This is a genomic window from Paenarthrobacter sp. NPDC090522, assembly GCF_044769225.1.
Taxonomy (GTDB): domain Bacteria; phylum Actinomycetota; class Actinomycetes; order Actinomycetales; family Micrococcaceae; genus Arthrobacter.
Window position 1 is genome coordinate 34,521 of record NZ_JBIVXL010000026.1, and the last position, 14,015, is coordinate 48,535.

13 protein-coding genes are annotated in these 14,015 nt (G+C 61.6%); 9 read left to right on the forward strand and 4 right to left on the reverse strand.

Annotated features, from left to right (window positions below; all coding sequences use genetic code 11):
• Positions 1-4: 4 nt before the first annotated feature.
• The 4 genes from ACIQT2_RS22015 to ACIQT2_RS22030 are packed head-to-tail and all read right to left on the reverse strand — an operon-like array spanning position 5 to position 5,806.
• Positions 5-2,116 carry a hypothetical protein gene (locus ACIQT2_RS22015; protein ID WP_402950874.1) on the reverse strand — a complete coding sequence of 704 codons (2,112 nt, stop codon included), beginning with the start codon at positions 2,114-2,116 and terminating at the stop codon, positions 5-7.
• Positions 2,113-5,100 (reverse strand): ATP-binding protein, encoded by a 2,988-nt coding sequence (locus ACIQT2_RS22020; RefSeq protein WP_402950877.1) that lies wholly within the window; start codon positions 5,098-5,100, stop codon positions 2,113-2,115. Before ACIQT2_RS22020 ends, ACIQT2_RS22015 begins: the two co-directional genes overlap by 4 nt.
• Before the next feature lie 11 nt (positions 5,101-5,111).
• Positions 5,112-5,585 (reverse strand): hypothetical protein, encoded by a 474-nt coding sequence (locus ACIQT2_RS22025; protein WP_402950879.1) that lies wholly within the window; start codon positions 5,583-5,585, stop codon positions 5,112-5,114.
• 2 nt (positions 5,586-5,587) lie between these two features.
• Entirely contained in the window at positions 5,588-5,806 is a 219-nt protein-coding gene (locus ACIQT2_RS22030; RefSeq protein WP_402950882.1) for a hypothetical protein, read from the reverse strand.
• A 208-nt stretch (positions 5,807-6,014) separates the two neighbouring features.
• Between ACIQT2_RS22030 and ACIQT2_RS22035 the strand changes: the two genes are divergently transcribed.
• The 9 genes from ACIQT2_RS22035 to ACIQT2_RS22075 all read left to right on the forward strand — a co-directional run bounded on the left by ACIQT2_RS22035 (position 6,015) and on the right by ACIQT2_RS22075 (position 13,762).
• Complete coding sequence (locus ACIQT2_RS22035; protein ID WP_402950885.1) at positions 6,015-6,251, forward strand: helix-turn-helix domain-containing protein; 237 nt, start codon at positions 6,015-6,017, stop codon at positions 6,249-6,251.
• The gene (locus tag ACIQT2_RS22040) at positions 6,244-7,668 is read left to right on the forward strand and encodes a MinD/ParA family protein (RefSeq protein ID WP_402950888.1); all 1,425 of its coding nucleotides are present in this window, start codon (positions 6,244-6,246) and stop codon (positions 7,666-7,668) included. The genes ACIQT2_RS22035 and ACIQT2_RS22040 overlap by 8 nt, the downstream gene beginning before the upstream one ends.
• Complete coding sequence (locus ACIQT2_RS22045) at positions 7,665-8,171, forward strand: hypothetical protein (protein ID WP_402950890.1); 507 nt, start codon at positions 7,665-7,667, stop codon at positions 8,169-8,171. The genes ACIQT2_RS22040 and ACIQT2_RS22045 overlap by 4 nt, the downstream gene beginning before the upstream one ends.
• A gap of 801 nt (positions 8,172-8,972) precedes the next feature.
• Positions 8,973-9,986 carry a replication protein RepA gene (locus ACIQT2_RS22050; protein ID WP_402950893.1) on the forward strand — a complete coding sequence of 338 codons (1,014 nt, stop codon included), beginning with the start codon at positions 8,973-8,975 and terminating at the stop codon, positions 9,984-9,986.
• 150 nt (positions 9,987-10,136) lie between these two features.
• The gene (locus ACIQT2_RS22055; protein WP_402950896.1) at positions 10,137-11,801 is read left to right on the forward strand and encodes a hypothetical protein; all 1,665 of its coding nucleotides are present in this window, start codon (positions 10,137-10,139) and stop codon (positions 11,799-11,801) included.
• A complete protein-coding gene (locus tag ACIQT2_RS22060; RefSeq protein WP_402950899.1) occupies positions 11,794-12,561 on the forward strand; it encodes a hypothetical protein in 768 nt (255 codons plus the stop codon). The genes ACIQT2_RS22055 and ACIQT2_RS22060 overlap by 8 nt, the downstream gene beginning before the upstream one ends.
• Before the next feature lie 17 nt (positions 12,562-12,578).
• Positions 12,579-12,800: a hypothetical protein gene (locus ACIQT2_RS22065; RefSeq protein ID WP_402950902.1), complete on the forward strand. Its 222-nt coding sequence runs from the start codon at positions 12,579-12,581 to the stop codon at positions 12,798-12,800.
• A 100-nt stretch (positions 12,801-12,900) separates the two neighbouring features.
• A complete protein-coding gene (locus tag ACIQT2_RS22070) occupies positions 12,901-13,512 on the forward strand; it encodes an AAA family ATPase (RefSeq protein WP_402950905.1) in 612 nt (203 codons plus the stop codon).
• Entirely contained in the window at positions 13,496-13,762 is a 267-nt protein-coding gene (locus tag ACIQT2_RS22075; RefSeq protein WP_402950908.1) for a hypothetical protein, read from the forward strand. Before ACIQT2_RS22070 ends, ACIQT2_RS22075 begins: the two co-directional genes overlap by 17 nt.
• Positions 13,763-14,015 lie beyond the last annotated feature (253 nt).

Below are 14,015 nucleotides of genomic sequence, written 5' to 3' on the forward strand. Positions count from 1 at the left end.
TCTGTTAGCTCCTTGCGTTCTTCAACGGTTCGACGATGCGTTCACTGTTCCCGGACTGTGCGGGCGGTGCGCTGGAGGCCGGTGGAATGAACTTCCGCTGCGTGGGCCTGTCCCCCTTCTCGGCGGCTGTCATGCTTGCTGCCTTCGTTGCCGCCTGCGCGGCATTTGGGGGGACAAACATGCGCCGTTGGGAGCGTGCGGCTTCTCCCGTGCGCTGTGCCTGTTGCAGGCTCGTGTAGCGGCTCTGGGCCGGTGTCTGTCCGCCCGGCTGGTTGGGTCGCTGGCGCTGCTTGCCGGTGCCGTCGTTGGTGTTTGCGGCAGGCTTTGTTCCGGGCCGGGTGTTGCGGGCATCGGCATAGCCTGCCGTTGCTGCGGTGCCGGGCAATCGCGTTGCACGTTTGGCCGTGTCTGTGGCTGCTTTGGTGGCTACTCCGGTCAGCCCGGTTTTGGTTCCGGTGTTGATAAGAGTCTGCGTTGCCGTGGTCTTAAGCGGCTGTACCTTGCGGCCATCCTGCGGGCTGAAACGGTCCTTGCCGCGTGTCTCTGGACGGCTGCCGTTCGGGCCGGTCTGCTGGCCCTGGTTGTTCTTGCCGCGCAGACGCTTGGTGCTTCGCGCCAGCCCCTTGCCGAAGCTCACGGCGGTGTTGGTCAGTGAGCGCACGGGCTTGGTGATTTTGAAGAAGATCACCGAAACAATCGCGGTGGCGATGGTCGCCCCCAGGGTGCCCAGCGTGGAGTTGAACAGTGCCCCAACAATGGCCAGATGGACCCCGGCGAAAGCGCCGACAATGACACCGTTGACCAGGCAGGCCAGGAAGAACCGGCCCATGACGTAGGCCAGGGGCCGCGTCGGTTCAAAGGCCAGCAGCAGGGCCAGCACGAGGCCGACAATCGGCAGGAGCCGGAACGCGATCTGGGAGACGAAGATGACCAGGTTTGCGGGGATGTTGAACGCTGCCGAGGACGTGACGCTTGCCAGCGCCATGGCCCCGTATCCGGTGCGGTTCATATCCTGCCCGGTGAAGGCCCGTGTGGGGGCGTCCTTGGTCTGGCTGGCCTCTCCGATGGTGTTCCAAGCGTCGCGTCGGTCGTTGTCGGTCTGTTCGGTCTTTTCCGCGCCCCAGGGGTAGGCCCTGATCTGGTAGGCCCGTGTCGGGGTGAAGGCGTCGAATTTCTGGTCTGCCTTGATGGTCGGCCCCATGCGTTCGGCCTCCAGGTTCGGCTTCAGTCGCGGATCGTCTCCGCTCCAGCCGGTGATGCCTTGTGCCCACAGCGGGAAAATAATGTCCTCGCTGTAGATCACTCCCCAGGTTTCATCTGCGGGCACGTTTTCCTTGCCCGCGACGGCGGCGGCGTTTTGGAGGACGGCGGCCTGTCCTGCCGAGGCAATGCCGTCCATGAGCTGCGCGGCCTGCAAGGGGGCAAAGGACAGATAAGCGACGGCGACGATGGAACCCAGGATGGCCCCTACGGAGGCCAGAGCCCGGCGCATGTTGCCGTTGATGGCGTTGACGGCGACGATGGCCCCGGCGGCTACCAGGACGATGGGGAACCAGAGGTCAACCAGGGCTTCGCGGAGCATCCGGGAAAGGTCGGCCACGATGTTGTCCAGGGGCTTCATGACTTCGCCGGGCTGGGCGGCCATCTTGGCAACGCCGGTGTTCAGCGCGGCAACTGCCGTGGCGGTTTTGAGCATGGTTGAACCGCGCTCGTTATCGCTCCAGGCGTCGGTGTTGCCCAGGGCTTCGGCACCCTTGACGGGGCCGCCCGTGGCGCAGACTTCCCAGTTGTATCCGGCCCAGCCGTACACGTGGTAGATGCGCTTGTTGGCGCCGTCTTGGAGGGCGTTGGCGGCATCCGCGGCTGCCGGGGAACCATTGGCCGGGGCAATCGGTGCGGGCGGTGAGTCCACGATTCCGGGGAACCCGGAGCCTGCGGCGTTGCCGAGGGATTGGGGCCGGCACTCCTGGCCGGGGCTGCCGGTCAGGTCGTCATAGCTGCCTGCGTGGGCTGCCGGTGCGGTGAACAGCAGCGGGCCGAAGACCAGGCCCAGGGTAATGAGCATGGCCGGGGCCTTGTGCACTCCAGCGTTTCCGTCTTTCCTCAGCCATTTCATGAATGCTCCCCCGTGTAGGCCGCGCTGTATTCCTCGCGGGGCTGGCGGCGCAGCCGTCGCGGTGCCTCGCTGTCCTCCAGTCCGGTTTCCGGTGTTTCGGTGGCCGGTGACTCGGCGGCGGCTTCCATGGCCGCTGCCAGGCGTTTCGCGTTCTCCTGGAGCCTGATTTGGTCGGGGCCGGTCTGGGCCATTTCCTTGAACTCGGGCTGTCCGTTGGCGTCGACAAAGATCCTTTCGGTGCCGTCGCCGTCCCAGAACACGAACTGCCGGAGCTGGTCGTCCACGGGGGTATTTCCGGCGTTGGTTTCCCTGCGGTCCTCAGCCGGGCGCAGCGAGGAAATGATGGCTTCGTAGCCCTGCCCCTGCGGTGCTTTGACCAGGGAGAGGGCCGGGCCGATTTCGCTGCCCTGCATGGCACCGACGAATGCAGCTCCCACCAGGTTGTCCAGGGCGTTCGTGCGGGTCTGGTCCGCGTACTGGGAGACATTCTGCCCCACGGCCAGCACGCGGAGGTTGTTCTTGCGGGAGTCGGTGGAGGACTTATCCATGAGCGCTTTGCCCGAAGGGATCGAGCGCAGCACGGAGGATTCATCCAGCAGCAGCACCTTGCGTTCCAGGCGCTTCGCCCGGTAAATCTGCCCCTGCGTGAGGTAGGCGGCCAGGGTGAAGACCACCGTTCCCAGCCGGTCACGGTCAGAGACCAGGTTGGAGTTTCCTTCGCGGTCTTCGGGAACAATGCCGTTCACGGTGTAGATGATCAGGCGGCGCTTGTCGTCCTGGTCTTGGGAGGGCACGGGCGTTCCTTCGGGCGGGAACACCAGACGGCCGATGGCCGAACGTGAAAGCCTGCGGTAACGGACCAGCATGTTCCGGGCCTCGATCCGGTGTTCGGGCAGCAGGTCCTCAGTGGTTTCTTCCTTGTTTGAGGCGATCCGTTCGAGGATGTCAAAGAGCATGCCGGGCGGGGTGTTGGCCTCCATCGGCATCAGCTCGGCCAGACGTTCAATGACGGTGGCCACGTTGTCGGACTTGGCTTTCTGGTCTGAGAGGAACATGCGCAGGCAGTCGGTAAAGAGCGTGCGGCGTTCTTCGCGGGCGTTCAGGATCGCCTCGCGGTACAGGTCTTCGGACTCGAACCAGTCCCGCTTTGGTTCGGCCACGACGTAGAACGGCGAGAGCAGGCCAGGAGCGCCGTTGAGCAGGTTCACGTACTCGGTGTAGTCCTTCAACTGCGGCAGCTCGGCAAGGCGTCCCAGGCGGTCGGAGGGGTCGAAGATCACGCCGTAGGCCCCGGACAGAACAGCCTGGTACAGCAGCCAGGCGGCCAGGAAAGTCTTACCGCCGCCGAGGCCGGCCACGAGCATGGCGAGGCCGGACTTATGGCGGCGTTCCATGTCGGCAAACATGTCCCAGGCCACGGCGCGGGCGGCGTTACCGGCGGTAGGTCCGATGATTGCCCCGCACTTGTCGCCAATCTCGGCGGTGCCCTGCGGGATACCGGCGGCCAGGAAAGCCATGTTCAGGCGGCGTGAGTGGGCCTTGTCGCTCAGGGGCTCACCGGGGATGAACTCGCGGGCGTTGTGGTACTGGCCCCGCTTGGGAATCCAGGAGAAGACACCTTCGCCGTAGAAGCTGGCGAACTCAGCCGTGCGGGCGTCGAGCTGTTCGATGGAATCGGCGCTCAGGGCCACCCGGTACCAGCCCTTGGAGCGGTTTTCGACGCCGCCGTGTTCGGTGTCCAGGTCCGAGTCAATCTGTCGCACCAGGTCGTATTGCCGTTCCAAGGTGGGCGGCGGCTGCATATCGTGGTCTTCCACGTAGTGGTCCCACTGATCGCGGATGGTCAGCAGGGAGGATTCAACTTCCTTTTTGGTGGATTTGAGTTCCTTGATTTCCACCGTGGCGGCCCACTCGACGGGGAAGGGCAGCCGGTCAGATTTTTGCATCCATCCGGCGGCGTAGTCCTGCGGGATTTCCTGCGGGCCGATGCGCCCCAGGGTCAGCACGCGCACGTGCCTGGTGATCGGTGCCGCTTCCCCGGCAACGCGGGCGGTTACGGTGATGCTGTTGCTCACCGGGTCATGCGTCCACAAGGCACCTTCGGCCAGCTCGGCCATATCTTCGGCCCCGTAGTCCCCTACCGGGCCGATTTCAGGCACCGGCAGCCCGAGTTTCAGGGACTTCTCCAGGAGCCATTGCATGGATACCGGCGAGGCCGGGCGGGCGCGGAGGCTGCTGGCGGCCAGTTTGTCAGCCAGGGTCGCGGCCTCGTCCGCGTAGAACCGGGCTTCCCGCTGGAGGTCCGAGGGGTAGCGGAGGAATCCGGCGAGCTGCACACCGACGTAGACCCACTTTTCTTCAAAGCTGGAATCGAAAAGGTGGTCCTGCATCTGTGCCAGGTAGTCGTTGAACGCGGGCAGCGGCTTGCCGTGTTCGTGGGCGTCCTCGTAGGTCGCCCGCGCCCATTCGTCGGGCGAGTAAGGGCGGTTGGTGGTGCGGATTTTGATGGTCCGCCCGGCCAACTGTGAATAGGCCACGGCATCCGAAAGGATCGCGTCCTCAATCGTCTCCAAAGGGGCAAAGCCTTGGGTCCGTGCCCGGAGGGTGAACCAGGCGAAAACACCCGTCGCACCCAGGGTCAGGTTTCCCACCACGGCCCGCAAGTTCAGATCGTTCGGCGTCTCCACCTGCTTCACGGCCTGTTCCAGGCCACGTTCGAGGGCTCGGACCTCCGAAACGCTGTTGCTCTTGCGGCCCCGCTCGTTGGCGTCGTCCCACTTCCACGTCTGGCGGAACAGTGATGCCCAACGCCTGGCACTCGTCACGTCCCGGCCTGATGCGGCGTAGAGCTCTTTGATGAACTCTTCACGCTTCTGCTTGACCGTGCGCGGTGCCTTTTTTTCCCGCTGCTTGTCCCGTTTTTTCGTCTTCTCCTCGAAGGCGCTCAGCACGTCCTGGGAGGGTTCCCCTTTGAAGAGCTTCATTCCGGTCCTTACTAGTCCAGGTAGGGTTCGTAGCGCTTTTTAGCCAGTCGATCCCTGAGGTTTTTGTCGAACTTCTCGTCTGCTTCGAATCGTTGCCGTTGCAGTGGTGTGGCGAGCTGGGGTGTGCCGTCCTGGTGAATCTGGACGTACATGCCCATGAACACGCTTTCGGGTTTCCCCAGGTGTTCCGCGTGTGGTGCTTTCGCCTCGTTGTAGAGCATTTTGGCGGTGGAAAAGAGTGTGACCTCGTCCACCAAATAGCGCTGAATGGCAACAATCAGGAAGATCGCACCGAAGGCAGCTATCGCGATAAGCCACTTGTCTGCGGGCAGTCCCAGGAACATCCACAGGAAGACAATTCCCACGGTGACCGCAATGGCTATTCCCCAGTTCCGGTAACTGGTCCGGATAATGAGCAGTTTGCCCTTGGGGCCGAGATACCGCCGGTCGATGCGCTTAATGTCATCGTCGGAAACAAATCTCATGGCTACGCCGTGAAGAAGCCCTGGAACCAGTTAATGATGGAGTTGTAATTCCGGGCCACCACAACCAAAAGCAGAGCGAGCATTGCCAGGCTGAACGTCAGCATGGCGGCACGTGCTTTCTGGTTGATTGCGCCGACCGCAACCGATGCTGCGGCAATGACGAAAAGCACGAAGAAAACATTTCCTTCGATCCAGTCCCCTACTGCGCGAAGGTCAAACATGTGATGCACCTAACTTTCTCTAAACGATGGATTTTGTATGGCCGCGCCCCATCTTAACGGCGCGGTACGACGGTGAAGCTGATTCAATAGGCGCTGGCGACTGTCAGCCCCAACTTGATCGTTGCACGAACGTTGACGGTTGTCTACGTGTGTTGACGCACGTTGACGTGTGTTTATAGGCTTTGATGGTATGGAAGGTACTTAACTGATGTCAATTGACGAACATCTCGACGCGCTTCTAGCGCGTTTCCCGGACGTAATGACGCCCGCGGAACTTGCCGAAGTGCTGCGACTGAAAGAACCTGCCGTGCGCAAGATGCTGGCCGAAGGCAGACTGCCAGGCTTCCGTATGGATCGTCATTGGATCACTGCCAAAACCGAACTCAGAGCCTATTTACTGCAACGGCACAACACATCAACTACGGGGGAACCTGAGCATGACTGAGCAAACAGTGCAAGTCACAATCAAGAACACGGGCGGCCAGTGGGCCGGTTCGTACGCTGTCGGAAACCAGTCCTACGACCTGGACGGCAGGGACCGGAACGGGCTGTACGTCACGGCAATCAAGCGCGTGACCGAGATTGCCAAGCGTGAAGACAACGCCGTGCGGACCGTCATTGACGACCACCATTCAGGCATGGCCGAGGTGGTACTAATCGACCCGGACGGCGGCGTGGAGCGCGTGGAAACCAAGCCCCTTACAGCGGAGCCGGTACCCTCGCGGAAGGCTGCCCACGCGGCGGCCGCCGAGGCGGAAACAACCCCTGAAACAGGCGCCCAGGCACCAGCAGCTCCAGCGCCGGATACCCCCAGCCCCAGCGCCCAGGCATTCGTTGCCACACTCAACCAGGCACCGGCTGCCCCGGCCCCGACACCCGAACTGCAGCCGAGCTATGAGACGGCCAGTTTCGGCCAGCGGCCCCGCGCTTCCCAAGGTGCCGTGATCGCCCGCGAAGGCTTCAACGGGACACTGAACCGCATGTCGGGCGGCATGCTGCGCCTGCCCGCCTCCCGCGCCGAAGCACGCAGGGCCCGCCTGGTCGAAACCCTGCAAGCCGTTCCCGCGAAAACCCCTGTCACATGGGCCTTCATGAACTCCAAAGGCGGCGGCGGCAAGACCACCACGCTCTACAACATCGGCGCAATCATCGGTTCGCTCACCAGCCATAAGATCCTCGCCCTGGACGGCAACGACAACCACGGCACGCTCGGGGACAAAGGCCGGCGGCAGTCACACGACGCCACAGTGCGCGACCTGCTCAACGTCCTGGACGCCTACACCAAGGACAACCCCAGCGGCACTTTCGTTCCGCCAGCACTGATTGCCCCGTACCTGCACGCCCAACCCGAAAAGTTCGACGTGCTGCCCTCGCAGAACCGCGCCTACGACACCAAGGTTCTGACAGCTCCCGAGCTGCGCCGCCTGTACGAACTCGTCTCCCCGTCGTTCTCGCACGTCCTGATCGACACCGGAAACAACATCGAAGGAGACGCCAGCACCAGCACCGTCCAAGTGGCCGCTGACGTTGCCGACCATTACGTGTTTTCCATGATGGGAAAGATCGACAACGCCCGGAACGCGTTCGCCACCATGGACTACCTGATCCGCGCCGGATTCGGGGAAAAAGTACGCGCATCGGTAGCGATCGTGAACAAGACCCACACCACCGCCCCGGAAGACCTGGACGAGATAATCGAGTTCCTGAAAGGCCGCGTCTCGACCTACGTCATTGTGCCGTGGGACGCTGAGCTGGACCGTGGCCGCGATATCCGCTTTGACCGCCTCGCACCCGCCACACGCAACGCCTACCTGGACGCTGCCGTTGCCATCCTCGACCCCAATTCACACAATCGCCCATGAATAGACGCACGTTCGGTTTCCTCGCCAAAGCCATCGGCATAACCACCGCCGAATACGGCCAGTTCTTCGGCGTCTCAGCCGAAGAAATCACCGCCGAAAAAGCGGTGACCGAGGAAGCCGAACGTGCACTGCTGGCATGGCAAGAAACCCACGCCTCCCACGTCGAATACGCCCTGCTCTGCTTCCGGCTCTGGCACCGGCAAGACCTCCTGGAAGAACTCATGGAGGACTTCGCGAACGTCACCGATCTAAGCAACCTCCACGAGGTCACCGAACGCGCCCAGGAACGCTACGGCATGCACTTCATGGACGAACTCACCAGACTCACCACCACCATCGAAATCGTCATGCCAGACCAGGAGTATTTCGCCACCCTGGCAGCCAAAGGACTCGTGACCGCACCGAGCTACGGCATGCACGTCTCAGCGTTCCAGCACGCCATCCTCCGCGCCCACCGCGAGGGCCTACGAATCGAAATCCTGGACTCAACAGGCAAGCCCTAACGCAGGCCCACCACGGCATCCACCCACAGACTTCCGTGTTTCCGTGTTTCTGGAGGTGTGATATTTGGGTAAACTCGCGCGTTTCACCCTGATTGACTTGCACTTCTGTGGCACTTCTGGGTCAGCCCGGCAAGCCCTCTTGAGTGGTGTGATATTTGGGTACGCTCAGAGCTTCCCGACCTTCAAAGCGTGATATTTGGGTAAACTCGCGTGATATTTGGGTAAACTCGCGTGATATTTGGGTAAGCTCAACCCGTCCTCGATACGCCTACTTCCCTTGTCCCGTATGGGAAGTAGGGCCTGTGGATAACTTTGCCCCTTAAGACTCTTCCTTAAGCTCTTACCGGTTAACTCACCTTTTGTAACGCGTGAGCGCGAGAGCGCTGTGGAAAACTCGCGCTGCTACCAGCAGCTCCTTCCTGGGCTGCTTCGCGCTACGTGCTGCCGCACATGCTCCTTCGTCGCATGCTTGCCACTGAAAAGCACGCGTGGCCGGCACGCGCTACTTGTCACCCCACGGGCTGAGAAGCCCTGTGCGCTCGCCTACGGCTCTAGCTCGCCTAAATCCAAGCCTCTATAGCCAAAATGGGGAGTTAGGCCGGGAGAAACGATTCTGGAGCCTCTGAAGGGACTTATTCACAGACACGTGTCTTATGACTTGTTTGCCACGGTCGTTGCCGTTACCGTGGGGCAAACCACGGGGGATTCGCCTTTAAAAAGGCGACCCTGGCCTACTGCGCTAACAGTGACCAGGGTCTAAACCCCCTAGCGACGTTTCAAGGAAGCCTAGGAGGTTCACGCATGACCGTACCCATTTCCACCCCCGATCACAACGCGGAAACAGAGATCGAAGACCCACAGCTCTCAACGTCGGAAGACGCCGAATCAGACGCTAAAATCATGCGCTTCGGCCCCGACGGCGACACTGGGTATCTGCCCGTGGAGTTCGTCCACATGACACTCCCCTACCGCAAACCGGATCAGCCGTTTTGGGTTCGCACGAACGGATCAGCCAGGCTTTCCATTACCGCTGGTGAGTTCATCGACCATGAGGGTAAAGCGCAGCGTTTTGTGCCCTATGGGAAACATGCCCGGGCCGCCTTGCTGTACCTCATGACGGAGGTAAAGCGCAGCGGCAGCCGGGATATTGTCATTGGTTCCTCATTCCGCTCCTTTGCCAAGGCGGCTGGTATTCCTGCCTCAGGCGTAAATGCGCGTGATGTTGTGAATCAGCTCCGCGCTTTGCTTCGCGCAACTGTCGCCTTTTCGAACGTCGAAAGAGGCGAAGGGCAGCTGAAAATTACGGAAGGCCAGTACGTCGTTGCCGACACGGCACAGCTCTGGATTGACGTTCGCAAAGAACATCTGGACGATGACGGATTACTGACTTCAACCGTGAGGATCAGCGAAAGTTTGTTTAGCTCCATCATGTCCGACCGGACGAGGCCCATAGACCTCACGAAATACGCGCAGCTCGCCAAGGGGAAATCCCCTATGGCAATGGATATTTTCATCTGGCTTTCCTCGCGCTTCTACACGCTGGAACGGTCCCCCAGGCTTGAAACCCGCATCACCTGGGAACAGCTCCACAATCAGTTCGGTTCTGATTCCTCCATAGGTAAGTTCAAACAGAATTTCGCCCGCGCTCTGGAACTGGTGCTGGAAGTCGAAGTTGGTGGGCGCGTGGAAATCGTCAGCGAGGGCACACAGCGCAAGGGCTTCAAAGGCGTCATTCTGCGCCGCTCCCCCGGTGCCATCACGTCCAACCGCAACGGCGAACTGCCGCCCATCGACCCCAGGGCGGACGGCTCGTAACCACGGCAAAGGAAATCACCAGGAAGGGCAGGGATGCAGCTGCATCCCTGCCCTTCCTGGCATCTACAGGCCCGGTTACGCGACTCTGTGTTTCCGTGTTTCTGTGTTTCTGTGCAACACGCCGGGCCGGAGCTTGCCCAAAAAATTACAATGTGTAATATTTTTCGTGTTGAAGTCTTCAGCAAGGAGGAAGTTTTGCGTCCCAAGGTCTACCCCACCAAACCGCTGCGCATCCTGTGGCTGGATTCCAAAAGCGGCACTGGCTATACCTCGCGTGGGCACAAGGTAAATCCGGCCATGGGTGGCCGGCGCACGGTCAACCCTTCCCTGTTGGACATTCTGGAAACGGCCGCGAACGAGGGCGCCGAAATGGTACTGCTGACCGGCGGCGGCTTGAAGCCCGCCAAGAGCGGCGGACACTGGGCAACCGCGGAAACTGTTGGCTGGGAACACGGCAACCACTGGATCGACTCGTCCAACGTAACTGCCCGGTACCGCCACACGGTCACCGGGTACACGGTCACGGTTGGCCTGGCTTCCAACTGGTTTGGGTCCGTGCCGGTGAACCCGGAACAGGCGAACAAGGCGTGGGGCGTGCTGTCGCACTTCCTGGCCAAAGTTGAGCCCAAGCTCTCCCCCATGCGCAGCGCCGGTAAAACGGGCGCGTTCCTCTGGGGCTTCGGCGTGACACAGAACTTCGATCCCCCGGCGCTGGATGGCTGGATTGCGGATCTTATTCACCAGACTTCCGGCCAGGGACACATTGAACACCTGGTGGCTGGCGACTACGCCGCCAAGCACCCCGATTGCGTTCCCCTGATTGACCCGAAGCAGACGCCCACGATTGACAGCTTCTCAGTGATTGATGGCCGATTCATGTACGCCTCGGTGTGCAAGGAACTCGGCGTTGGGCCGGTCCGCGAGCTGAAACAGGCCGCTGCAGCCGACCTCTGGCACGAGAGCCCTTATGCCAAGGCCCGCTACCGCGTACGCTTCACAGTCCCCCAGGACTGGAACCACATCGGCATCCTGGGTATGCGCGACGAGACGAACCGTGACACCTGGCTCTACCCCAACCGTCCCGGCTCCCGGAACGAAACCTGGGCAGATCACCGTGAGCTGATCGTGGCCGCTAACCGTGGCTGGGTAATCGAGCCCCTGGAAGCGTTGCAGTTCACCGAGAAATTGCGGCCCCTGGATACCTTCGCGGACCGCGTTATCCGCCTCCGTGCCGAGGTAGACCGGGGCTACGGCCAGAACTTCGACCCCACGGCCCTGGACGCCGCCATGGCGGCCCTGCGGGCGATCCTGCTGCACGGCATTGGCCGATTCGCCATGCGCGGCCAGGACACGATGATGATTGCCGATTCCATCGACGGCGTACCGGCGGAAGCCATGGGCACCTTGCGCGAGCTGCCGGACGGGCAGTTCAGCTACCGTTCCCGCGCCGGGCTGTCCGAGGACGACCAGACGTTCTATCACCCGGAGCTGGCCGCGCAGGTGTGGGGCTGGGCGCGGGCGAACGTCCTGGACGCCAAAACCAAGTCCGGGCACCGTACCGGGGCGCTGAACGTCGATCCCCGCACCCTTATCGGCATCGAGACTGACGCCATCTACACGACCTCCCTGCCCCGCTGGGCCGCCCCTGTGGAGTTCGGCGGGGCAGACGATGGCATGGTGGGCCGCCTGCGCCTCAAAGGCTTCACCAAGGGCCGCATGAAGACCCCGGAGACGCTGGAGGCACGCGAGGCATTGAAGAAGAAGGCCGAGAAGGCTGACAAGAGCCAGGTGTGGGAGGAAAACGCGAATGTCTGAACCCATTGACGTAGGCCCGGAAGGGCGGCGATCGATCAGTGACATGGTGCGGAACATCATGGACACCCGGCAGTTGAGCCGGTCTGAGATGGCCGACTTCCTGGGCCGCTCCCCCCGCATGATCGGAAAGCTTCTCAGCGGCGAAAGCAAGGGCGAAAGCTTCCGGGGTGCCCTGGAAGAACTGGACACCCAAGGAACCGTGACCAGGCAGCCCGAACGCCGCCGCGCCAAGGACGGGCACGTGGTGCCCGTGCGGGCCAAGGAAACCCCAGACGCACCCCGCCGTGTGGACCCCAAGACAGGCCGCGAGCTGGCCCCGGTCAAGACGCCCGAACCCGAACGGGTAGGCCGGTACACGGACAAAATCCCCGAGAAGTACCGGAACCGTAAATGGGCGAACAAGAACGGCGATAAGCACATGCGCGTTGCCATGCCGCCAGGAGACGACAAGGCCACGGAAACGGGCATGGCAGCCCTCAAACGGCAGGCCCAGAGCATTGCCCGGAGCCAGGCCCACAAGAACAAGCGCATCAAGATAGACGTGACGCTGGACAACGGGCGGCAAATGTCCATCTTCGGCAAGGGCGGCGAAAACGCCTCAAACCTGCTGCGCCGGATCAACAAGGACTTCGGCGGAGACGTAGACGCCTATATCCGCGACCAGGTTGGCAAGACCTACCCGCCCGGCGGCCCCGGCGGACACCGGTTCGCAGCGGTCAGCCTGACCACCTTTGACGCCAAGACGCCCAAGAAGAAGTAACTACAGGAGGACAGGCAATGGCCGTGGAGCCCCAGCCAACCGAGGGTGACGAACCCGCCGACGACCTGGTGAAAATCGAGACAACACCACGCACCTACCGACTAACGGCCCGGGCTATGAAACTCATAGACCTAGCCGTGAACGACCAGCGGAGAAAAGGCCGGCGGGCGAATAAAAGCAGCGTCCTGGAGGACGCGCTGATCGAGACATACGGGCACCTGGACCAAGGCAAGAAATAAACACAGAAACACGGAAACAATGAAACACAGTTTTCTGTGTTTCCGTGTAACGCTGGAAGCAGCACAGAAACACAGAAATCTGTATCCACGAGGGGGAGCCATGAAAATTGCGGTAATCAACACAAAGGGCGGGGTGGGCAAGACCACTACGGCCTTCAACATAGCTTTGGAGTTGTCCAAGCACGGATCAACAGTCTTGTGCGACGGCGATCCCCAGGGCTCTGCGTCAGGCTGGGCCATGACGGCAGGCGACGAATTGCAGGCCAAAGGCGAGGAACTGCCCTTCAAGTCAGAAGTGGTCAACGTGCGCTTGCTCGAACGCCTCAGCGCGGGATACGAGCACGTCGTGATCGACACGCCCCCCGGCGAATCTTCGATGATCGACGCGGCAATCCGCGAATGCGACATTGCCCTGATCCCCACCGAATCATCCCCCATGGATATTCAGCGGGTGTGGCCGACCAGGGAGGCGGCGCAGGCGCAGGGGAAGCTGTGCGCGGTTCTCTTGACTCAGGTCAGGAACAAGGGCAACACCGTTGCTGTGAAGGCAGCGCTGGAAGCTCTGGAGAACGGCGGCGTTGCTGTCCTGGACACCATGATTCCCCTGTCCGAGGAAATCAAAGCTGAGCTGGGAACGATTCCCGCAAACGACTTCGGTTACGCCCAGGTGACCGCCGATCTTCTGGAGGTTCACCATGGCGTCAACGCGTAAGGAAAGCCTGGCAGCCCGCATGGCTCCCCCGCCCAAAGCGGCAGAGCCCCAGGAGTCGGCCAAATCCCCCAAGCCAGCCCGGACGGCCAAAACCGTTATTGACCAGTCGTTCACGTCCACGGAGAAAGAATTCTCCAAGCGCCTCACCGTGGACATTACGGAGGAACAGCACAAGAAGCTGCTGCTGAAAAGCGTCGAGACGGGGAAGAAGATGAATCCCATGATTAGGGACTGGATCGACAGCCTTTAGTCACGGAGATACAGAAACACAGAAATACGGAAACACGGAAGCGCGGAACCTCTATAGGCTCCGCGCTTCTTCGTGCCCTTGCCCCTCGCTCCCTTCCCCCGGCCTTCCTACCGTTTCTGTGTTTCTGTGTTTCTGTGATGACTCGGCCCGGCTAAGTCGTTGTGTTTGTTGGGGGGGACGTGACGTTTTTGGTGGGTGGTGCCTGGGGGCTGCCCTGGCTTGCCCGTGCTGTGGCTGGCCTCGCGCTCGTCGT

What these genes read in the sequence shown, in the direction of transcription:
- ACIQT2_RS22055 (WP_402950896.1), top strand. Translation starts at nt 10,137, where the DNA reads ATGTGTAATATTTTTCGTGTTGAAGTCTTCAGCAAGGAGGAAGTTTTG.
- ACIQT2_RS22040 (WP_402950888.1), top strand. Translation starts at nt 6,244, where the DNA reads ATGACTGAGCAAACAGTGCAAGTCACAATCAAGAACACGGGCGGCCAG.
- ACIQT2_RS22015 (WP_402950874.1), bottom strand. Translation starts at nt 2,116, where the DNA reads ATGAAATGGCTGAGGAAAGACGGAAACGCTGGAGTGCACAAGGCCCCG.
- ACIQT2_RS22035 (WP_402950885.1), top strand. Translation starts at nt 6,015, where the DNA reads ATGTCAATTGACGAACATCTCGACGCGCTTCTAGCGCGTTTCCCGGAC.
- ACIQT2_RS22065 (WP_402950902.1), top strand. Translation starts at nt 12,579, where the DNA reads ATGGCCGTGGAGCCCCAGCCAACCGAGGGTGACGAACCCGCCGACGAC.
- ACIQT2_RS22025 (WP_402950879.1), bottom strand. Translation starts at nt 5,585, where the DNA reads ATGAGATTTGTTTCCGACGATGACATTAAGCGCATCGACCGGCGGTAT.
- ACIQT2_RS22030 (WP_402950882.1), bottom strand. Translation starts at nt 5,806, where the DNA reads ATGTTTGACCTTCGCGCAGTAGGGGACTGGATCGAAGGAAATGTTTTC.
- ACIQT2_RS22050 (WP_402950893.1), top strand. Translation starts at nt 8,973, where the DNA reads ATGACCGTACCCATTTCCACCCCCGATCACAACGCGGAAACAGAGATC.
- ACIQT2_RS22060 (WP_402950899.1), top strand. Translation starts at nt 11,794, where the DNA reads ATGTCTGAACCCATTGACGTAGGCCCGGAAGGGCGGCGATCGATCAGT.
- ACIQT2_RS22070 (WP_402950905.1), top strand. Translation starts at nt 12,901, where the DNA reads ATGAAAATTGCGGTAATCAACACAAAGGGCGGGGTGGGCAAGACCACT.
- ACIQT2_RS22075 (WP_402950908.1), top strand. Translation starts at nt 13,496, where the DNA reads ATGGCGTCAACGCGTAAGGAAAGCCTGGCAGCCCGCATGGCTCCCCCG.
- ACIQT2_RS22020 (WP_402950877.1), bottom strand. Translation starts at nt 5,100, where the DNA reads ATGAAGCTCTTCAAAGGGGAACCCTCCCAGGACGTGCTGAGCGCCTTC.
- ACIQT2_RS22045 (WP_402950890.1), top strand. Translation starts at nt 7,665, where the DNA reads ATGAATAGACGCACGTTCGGTTTCCTCGCCAAAGCCATCGGCATAACC.